Source organism: Roseofilum acuticapitatum BLCC-M154 (genome assembly GCF_030068475.1).
GTDB lineage: Bacteria > Cyanobacteriota > Cyanobacteriia > Cyanobacteriales > Desertifilaceae > Roseofilum > Roseofilum acuticapitatum.
Genome location: NZ_JAQOSP010000143.1, coordinates 1 through 7,395 on the forward strand (window position 1 = coordinate 1; position 7,395 = coordinate 7,395).

Here is a 7,395-nt window from a genome sequence, read left to right on the forward strand (position 1 = left end):
TGTCTGAAACCGAGTATGAGACACTTAAACTTTATGCCAAAGCCAAGCAAGTTCCCATGTCTGAAGTTCTAAGAGACTATATTAAGACTCTAGAGAAGCCGTCCTAGAAGGACGTTGCTCTAAACCCAATTTTTCGGTAAAAAAATCCGTGGAGAAGAACCGCTTAAAGATAAGTGGCTCAAGGGATAATGGGTTAAGGGGGCTGATTCGTCTTGTTTTCTGTCAACATCTAGGTTAATTATGATTTGGTTTTTTAAGTCAAAAGCACGCAAACAAATTGCTCGGATTGAAATTAATGGGGCGATCGCCTCTGGAACTCGCAAACGGGTGTTAGAAGCCCTCAAGACGGTGGAAGAGAAAAAATATCCGGCTCTGCTGCTGCGGATTGACTCTCCTGGGGGAACCGTGGGCGATTCTCAGGAAATTTATGCCGCTTTAATGCGACTGCGAGAGAAAATCAAAATTGTGGCCAGTTTTGGTAATATTTCTGCTTCTGGTGGAGTGTATATTGGCATGGGAGCCGAGTATATCGTCTCTAATCCGGGGACAATTACGGGAAGTATTGGTGTAATATTGCGGGGCAATAATTTAGAGCGGCTCTTAGATAAAATTGGAGTGTCGTTCAAAGTGGTGAAATCTGGGCCTTACAAAGATATCTTGGCCTTTGACCGAGAATTAACTCAGGAAGAGCAAGATATTCTGCAACAGATGATCGATACCAGTTATCAGCAGTTTGTCGAAACCGTGGCCCAATCTCGGAAATTAGAGGTCGATCGGGTTAAAAGTTTTGCTGATGGTCGCATTTTCACGGGGGAACAGGCTTTAGCATTAGGGGTGGTGGATCGCCTGGGAACGGAAGAAGATGCGCGTCTCTGGTTGGCGGAATTGGTGGGTCTTGACCCTCAGAAAACTGAGTGTAAAACCATTGAAGAACCAAAACCTTTATGGAGTCGTATGATTAATGGCGATAATCGGGTAAAATCAGGATTGCCGGCTGCGATGGACTGGTTGGAGTTTGAGGCATCAACCAATGGCTTGCCGTTATGGTTGTATCGACCTTGAAGAGGGAGTGATTTTTTCTGTATTTAAACCAGACCAGCAATCATTACTAAGCATGGAGAAGAGGAACGTGGGTTGGCAAGTCCGGGCAATTCGTGGGGCAACGACAGTAGAAGAAAATACGGTTGAGGCGATCCAGGAAGCGGTCACAGAATTACTCGATGAGCTAGACCGAAAAAACCAGCTTTGTCCTGACCAACTCATTAGTGTGACATTTTCAGTGACTCGCGATTTGGATGCGGTGTTTCCAGCAGCGATCGCCCGGCAACGGCAAGGATGGGATCAAGTGCCTTTGTTAGATGTGCAACAAATGCATGTGGAAGGAGCCTTATCTCACTGTATCCGATTTCTGATTCATGCTTACTTGCCTGGGGATACCCATGTTACTCATGCCTACTTAAGGGGGGCGAAAAAACTGCGACCGGATTTAAATCCCGATCTGAAGGTGGATTAATCGGGTTGCGATCGCCCCTTAATATCAGATAACTAGGTTAGCCAAAGAAGCGTTCATAATCATCATGATTGCCAATCCAAAACCAGGTTACTGTATCGTTTTCCTTGAATCCCAAAACTCGATAATTGCGCGTCACTCGTACTGACCAAATCTCCTCCTCTGAGTTAATACACTTAAAATGGAGAGAGGGATGAAAGGGATTGTCCGCCCATAGCCGATAGGCCTTGCGGGTACGTTCTCGAACTTCATGATTAAGCTGACGATACTGCTGCCAAAATGAAGGCAGAACCTCAGATTTCATAACTGCTCATAATCCATTTTTGTCGCTTTTCCCGCAGCGCGTTCTTGTTTCGCTTGTCGTGCGGCTGCAACTAAGGCGGATTGGGTGCGACGAAAGGACTCATCCCACCGTTGTTCATCCTGTAAATCGGCAATATACTCGCGGACATGAGCGACGATTTGCTGTTGAATTTCATCGGGTAAAGGCTCTACCATCTCTACCAAATCTTTGATGGCTAATGACATGATCTGCTCCTATTAGGATTTCGTTTGATGATTTAGAGAGCGGCTTATCTGGATTTTGGCGATCGCCCCCTAGCACTGCACCAGATTAACAGTTTTACGCCACCCCAGGCGACAACAGCGAAGGCAAAGCTGACGAGAACGGCGATAATGAAGGGATGGAGATGATCGCCATGATGCTCTAGGTTGCGATCGCTTTAGCTCAAACTCTCCTCAACCCAATTTTCTAGACTCAACCCTTCAACCCGGCTAAATTCTCTAATATTATTAGTAACTAATGTCACTCCTCGATTCACCGCTTGGGCTGCAATCAGTAAATCATAACTGCCAATGGGTTCCCCCTGTTGCTCTAAAGTGGCTCGAATTTGACCAAATTTTTGTGCATCTTCTGGGCAGAAATCGACGATCTGAAACGGTGAACAAAAGCGAGTTAAGGTCTCTCGGTTGCGCTGGGGATTTTGGCTTTTTGCTGCTCCATACTCCAGTTCTGCTAAGGTGATGATGGAAATTCCAACATCTCCAGGATTAACCTTCTGCAATCGCTCCTTTACAATGAGAGGTTTCTGCTTGATCGCATAAATACAAATATTGGTATCGAGTAAGAACCTCATGAAAAGATATCCTCTCGTTCTGGGAGTTCAGGTTGTTCTCGAACCTCTAAAAAGTCAGGGGTAAACTGGTATAAGTTATTCCACCATCGATCGTCAAAATATTCCCCAGGCTCAGACAGTTGCTGTTGGGTTTCGCTGTCGTCTGCTGTGACCTGATTGATATAGGCTAAAACCCGATCGATCTGTGATTCGGGTAGGGTTTGAATGGCTTGAATGAGTCTTTCTCTAGCGGTCATCTTTGGTTTACCTCTGGGATATTAACGGTTTTTGCGACCCGATCGCCCCCTAGCACTGCACCAGATTAACAGTTTTACGCCACCCCAGGCGACAGCAGCGAAGGCAAAGCTCACCAGAACGGCGATGATAAAGGGATGGATGCGATCGCCATGATTTTGTTGCAAGGGAGAAGTCCAGGGGTAGTCAAAGATGAGCGCGGAGGTGGAGGCAACGATCGCACCGACGGCGATCGCGCTACCGAAAGTTTGGATTTGATGCTCTAGGTTGCGATCGCTTTCTGCTTGGTCAATTTCCACTAAACCACGAATGGTATTAATTGCCGTGTCTAACAGTCGTTCCCCTTGCTGGAGATAGACCAAATCAGCCGCAATTTGTCGCTGAAACCGTTGAAACGTGCGATCGGTTTTATCGCGCCAAACACTTAAATTACTGTCACAATTAGTTTCCATGCGGCTCAGGGTATCGAGATAATTCTCTTGATTAATGGCGATCGTATTCTGAAACGTTTCCAGACTGCGAATTCGCTGGGAATAGCGCAAAGACAAGTCTAACAGATTTTTGATTTGCTGTTTCAGTTTCTTTAAATCTTCGTCTGATAAATCTGGAGGAATACTGGTCGGAATATTTTTAGGAAACTTTTTTATCGCCTTTTCAATTTTTTTAATATCCTTCTGGGCTTTTTTATATTCTTTGCGGCTATCGAGAAAATTCTGTTGATTTTTATGATCGTACAAAAACAGTTCCGGTAAATCCCACTGAATTTGCTTGAGCTTCTTGGTCGTGTCTTCCTCAAAAATCAATAAAATCAGAATCTTTCCATAGGGATGGAGCCGAAAAATAGTTTTATACTCGTAAATATAGCCCCCTAAGAATTCCCCACAGTGGTAAAATGGTGGGGCTTGCTCTAGGGAGTCGAGTTGCAGAAATTGCTTTAATACTTCATTAGCAACAGATTTTAAGCTCTCGGCTTTTTCTGGACGGTCTTGGGCAATAAAACCACTCAAAAAAAGGGTAGTGCCCCAAAAGGCTTGGCTCAGAATTTCTCCGGTTTTATTCGGTTCACCTGAATACGTGCCAGAGAAAAATTCCTTTGGGGGTTTGACTTGGGATAAATCAGAGAAAGAAATCTCGTTATCGTCTGATTCTTGCGGACAAAATAAGGTGAGAGCAAAACCATAGGTATCATTGAGGAACTGAGGATAAAGAAATCCCTGATATTTTGGCGGTAAGCTAATCCAGACAATTCCTCTTCCTTCGGAATCTGGGATTAAATCAAAATTGGCTAATTTAGAATCGATAAGATCCTGGAAATCGCCACGGAAATTGAGGATAACTGGCTGGCTATTTGGAGTGAGGATATGATAAGAGTTTAATAGACCTTGATAGTAAGAAGTAACCGAAGCAATATGAATATTTTGTTCGGTAAAATTTGTGAAATGGAGAGGTTTTAAGTGATAACTGAACAAGCGGATATTTAGGGCACAAATTGAGTTTATTTCTGTATTCATATTTCCCATTTGGTTGCTTTTCCCGCAGCCCGTTCTTGTTTCGCTTGTCGTGCGGCTGCAACTAAGGCGGATTGGGTGCGACGAAAGGACTCATCCCACCGTTGTTCATCCTGTAAATCGGCAATATACTCGCGCACATGGGCGACAATTTGCTGTTGGATTTCATCGGGTAAAGGTTCGACCATTTCTACTAAATCTTTGATGGCTAATGACATGACATGCTCCTACGGGTGGCTGTGGGATTAGGGTTTATTTGGATGATTAAGAGGGGCGTTTATTTTGGTTTTGGGCATCTTTAATCGCAGAACGCAAACTGTCATTCGTAATCGGTTGGTCTGACTCTGGGCGCGGAGGTGGGGTCTCATTAGGTTTGAGAGGGTCTGTTCTCACCGTCTGTAAAGCCACCTGAATAGCCTTATACTTATGCTTCTCTAACCAATCTAAAATCGCATCCTGAATCTCTTCATAATCCTCGCCCAGCTTGGACAAACTTGCGTCGAGTTCGTCCAAAGTCTCCCAGGAGCGATCGGGAAAAATTTCACTCTTGGGTTTACGACTTTCCGCGTGCAAGAGTTTCATAAATTTGCCGATTTCTTGTTGGCTGACTTCACTGGGATCTGCAAAAGCCATAATTTTTCCTGATGGTTGTCAAACGATAAAGCGCTGTGGGCTAGGTTTGGGAGGAATTCGTGAATCGCCCCGACAGAAATCGATCTATTCTATTATCGCCCACTAGCGGTGAACGCTGCCCAATAGCGAGCCGAAGCAAAGGGGGATGTTTCCTCGAACCGGCGAAGTGTCCGTTTACAAATCCTCAGCTCGGCTTCATCTAATTTTAGGTCATCCTTTAACCAGGTTAAAACATCATCGCGGGAAATGGTGCGGAGCCAGTCTTGGGCGGCTTGCAAGGCCAGCACCACTGAGGTGTAGTGGGGCAGTTCTTGATAGAGGCGAATCATCAGCAGGGCGGCGGAAAATTCCTCGGCTTCCCAGAGACTGGCGACGACTGTGCGGGTTCCGGCATAGAAAAAGGCACTGGCTAACCCCACATAGTCATCGGTTGAAGAGGTTTCGACGAGGGCAGTTTTGCAGGCAGAGAGGATGAGTAGGCGACAGTTGGGGATATTGAGACGGGCGAAAATGTCTTGAAACGTGAGTTTTTCCTGGTTGGCGAGGCGCAGATAGGAGTTGAGGGGGTCATCTTGGTTAAATTGGCCGTGACAGGAGAGGTGAATATAGCGGCTTTGCTGCAAGAAGGCTTGGTTTTCTGGTTTTTCCAGGTTGGCTTTGGTGGCTTGGTGGCGGCTGAGAACTTTTTCCGGGTTGAAGAGGGAGCGCAAGACTTCTACCTCGAACTCGGCAAAGGCGAGGTCTTCGGTGGGGTTTTGCAGGGCAAAGAAGGAAGAGGAGGGTTCTTCTAGGGGGGGACGTTGATGGAGGATGTTGAGGAATTGGCAACTGGGAGCGTATTGGATGGGGAACTGGTCTTGCAGGGTGTTGCCCTCTCCCCCGGCCCCTCTCCCACCGGGAGAGGGGAGAAAGGGGTTGCCCTCTCCCCCAGTTCCTCTCTCACCGGGAGAGGGGAGAAAGACGGGTAAGGCGTGGAGGGGGATGAGGTGCAGTTCGCGATGGGGAACGAGAATCAGCCGTTGGTAGTTTTGGAGGGGGGTGAGTAAATCGGGGAGATTTAAGGCGGGGCTGAGGGTTTGCAGCCGTTGGTCGAGTTTATCGAGCCAGGTTTGGTGGTCGTTGTAGTCGCTGCGGTAGTCCCTGATGGCTTGGTCGAGTTGTTGGCGGTTGGTGAAGTGGTGGGGGATGATTTGGAAGGTGTCCTCTGCTGTGGGAATGATCAGGAAGGCGTAGAAGCCGAGGTCGGGGTTGTTGGGGAGATACCACTCGATGAGGGCGGTTTGGCTGTCGAGGAGTTGGGAGAAGTTGGGCAGTTGGGTGGGGGGTTTTTGGGTGAGGGTGAACGTGGGGTCGCCAATTTCTTCGAGGAGGTTTTGGAAGTCCTGGTTGGCGGCTTCAATTTGTTGGCGGATGGTGGCGGGGGAGAGGGGGTTGGTGCTGGTGTCGCTGCTGGTGAAGGCGAGTTGTTGTTGGTAGATGGCGAGGCGACTGCGGAGGTCGCTAATCTGTTGTTTTTGGCGGTCGGTGGCGTTTTTGGGGTAGAGGTTGGCGCTGTCGAGGAGTTCGGTGAGGGTGCGAGATTTGCTGCGTTCGACGGTGAGCAGGGCTTGGGCGTAGTCTTGCTGGTGAATGCAGGCTTGTACCATGTTTTCGTAGATGTCGAGGGAGTCGGCAATTAGTTCTCGTTTGGTTTTTTCCGAGGTTGCCCAGTAGCGGCTTTGTTCAATGGCGCGGATGGCATGATCGTAGCCGTAGATGGCGTTTTCCCAGTCTTGGCGGTTGAAGGCAAAGTTACCCAAGTTGCGTCCTGCTTTGAGACAACTTAATGGAAAAGAAGAGGGGGTTAACACTTCTAAACAGGCTTGCAAGTGTTGGAGAACAGTAGTGGGTTGGTCAAGGTCAATGTAGAGATAGGCCAGGTTTTCTTGCGTCATTGCCCAATTTTCAGCATAGGCGCTGGGGGTATACACTTCTAAAGCCGCTTCATAACAGGCGATCGCCCGCTCCAGGTTCTGGGCACGCTCTCCCCGCAGGCGATATAAGTAAGCATTTCCCAAGTTATTTTGGGTCATTGCCCAATCTTCAGCATAGGCGCTGCGGGTTCTCACTTCTAAAGCGGCTTCATAACAGGCGATCGCCTGCTCCAGGTTCTGGGCACGCTCTCCCCGCAGGCGATCGCTGTAAGCAGTTCCCAAGTTATTTTGGGTCGTTGCCCATTTTTCAGCATAGGCGCTGCGGGTATACACTTCTAAAGCGGCTTGATAACAGGCGATCGCCCGCTCTAGTTTCTCCGCACGCTCTCCCCGCAGGAGATCACTTTAAGCAGTTCCCAAGTTTTTTTGGGTCATTGCCCAATCTTCAGCATAGGCGCTGG

10 protein-coding genes are annotated in these 7,395 nt (G+C 47.7%); 2 read left to right on the top strand and 8 right to left on the bottom strand.

From position 1 onward, the window contains the following. Positions 1–240: 240 nt before the first annotated feature. Positions 241–1,062 (top strand): signal peptide peptidase SppA, encoded by an 822-nt coding sequence (sppA, locus tag PMG71_RS22055; protein ID WP_283755891.1) that lies wholly within the window; start codon positions 241–243, stop codon positions 1,060–1,062. A 67-nt stretch (positions 1,063–1,129) separates the two neighbouring features. Beyond that, positions 1,130–1,513 (top strand): chorismate mutase, encoded by a 384-nt coding sequence (gene aroH / locus PMG71_RS22060; RefSeq protein WP_347179370.1) that lies wholly within the window; start codon positions 1,130–1,132, stop codon positions 1,511–1,513. Positions 1,514–1,550: 37 nt separating this feature from the next. Here the strand turns inward: aroH and PMG71_RS22065 are convergent, their stop codons facing one another. The 8 genes from PMG71_RS22065 to PMG71_RS22100 form a co-directional block, all read right to left on the bottom strand. Beyond that, a complete protein-coding gene (locus PMG71_RS22065; protein WP_283755893.1) occupies positions 1,551–1,814 on the bottom strand; it encodes a type II toxin-antitoxin system RelE family toxin in 264 nt (87 codons plus the stop codon). Next, a complete protein-coding gene (locus tag PMG71_RS22070) occupies positions 1,811–2,041 on the bottom strand; it encodes a hypothetical protein (protein ID WP_347179371.1) in 231 nt (76 codons plus the stop codon). The genes PMG71_RS22065 and PMG71_RS22070 overlap by 4 nt, the downstream gene beginning before the upstream one ends. Positions 2,042–2,232: 191 nt before the next feature. Then, positions 2,233–2,646: a type II toxin-antitoxin system tRNA(fMet)-specific endonuclease VapC gene (gene vapC / locus PMG71_RS22075; RefSeq protein ID WP_283755895.1), complete on the bottom strand. Its 414-nt coding sequence runs from the start codon at positions 2,644–2,646 to the stop codon at positions 2,233–2,235. After that, the gene (locus tag PMG71_RS22080; RefSeq protein ID WP_283755896.1) at positions 2,643–2,882 is read right to left on the bottom strand and encodes a hypothetical protein; all 240 of its coding nucleotides are present in this window, start codon (positions 2,880–2,882) and stop codon (positions 2,643–2,645) included. The genes vapC and PMG71_RS22080 overlap by 4 nt, the downstream gene beginning before the upstream one ends. A gap of 21 nt (positions 2,883–2,903) precedes the next feature. Beyond that, positions 2,904–4,391, bottom strand: coding sequence for a magnesium transporter CorA family protein (locus PMG71_RS22085; RefSeq protein ID WP_283755897.1), 1,488 nt, complete (start codon positions 4,389–4,391; stop codon positions 2,904–2,906). Continuing rightward, a complete protein-coding gene (locus tag PMG71_RS22090) occupies positions 4,388–4,606 on the bottom strand; it encodes a hypothetical protein (RefSeq protein WP_283755898.1) in 219 nt (72 codons plus the stop codon). Before PMG71_RS22090 ends, PMG71_RS22085 begins: the two co-directional genes overlap by 4 nt. Positions 4,607–4,652: 46 nt before the next feature. Next, positions 4,653–5,021, bottom strand: a complete 369-nt coding sequence (locus PMG71_RS22095) for a hypothetical protein (protein WP_283755899.1) — start codon at positions 5,019–5,021, stop codon at positions 4,653–4,655. 92 nt (positions 5,022–5,113) lie between these two features. Next, entirely contained in the window at positions 5,114–7,267 is a 2,154-nt protein-coding gene (locus tag PMG71_RS22100; protein WP_283755900.1) for a CHAT domain-containing protein, read from the bottom strand. Positions 7,268–7,395: the final 128 nt, after the last annotated feature.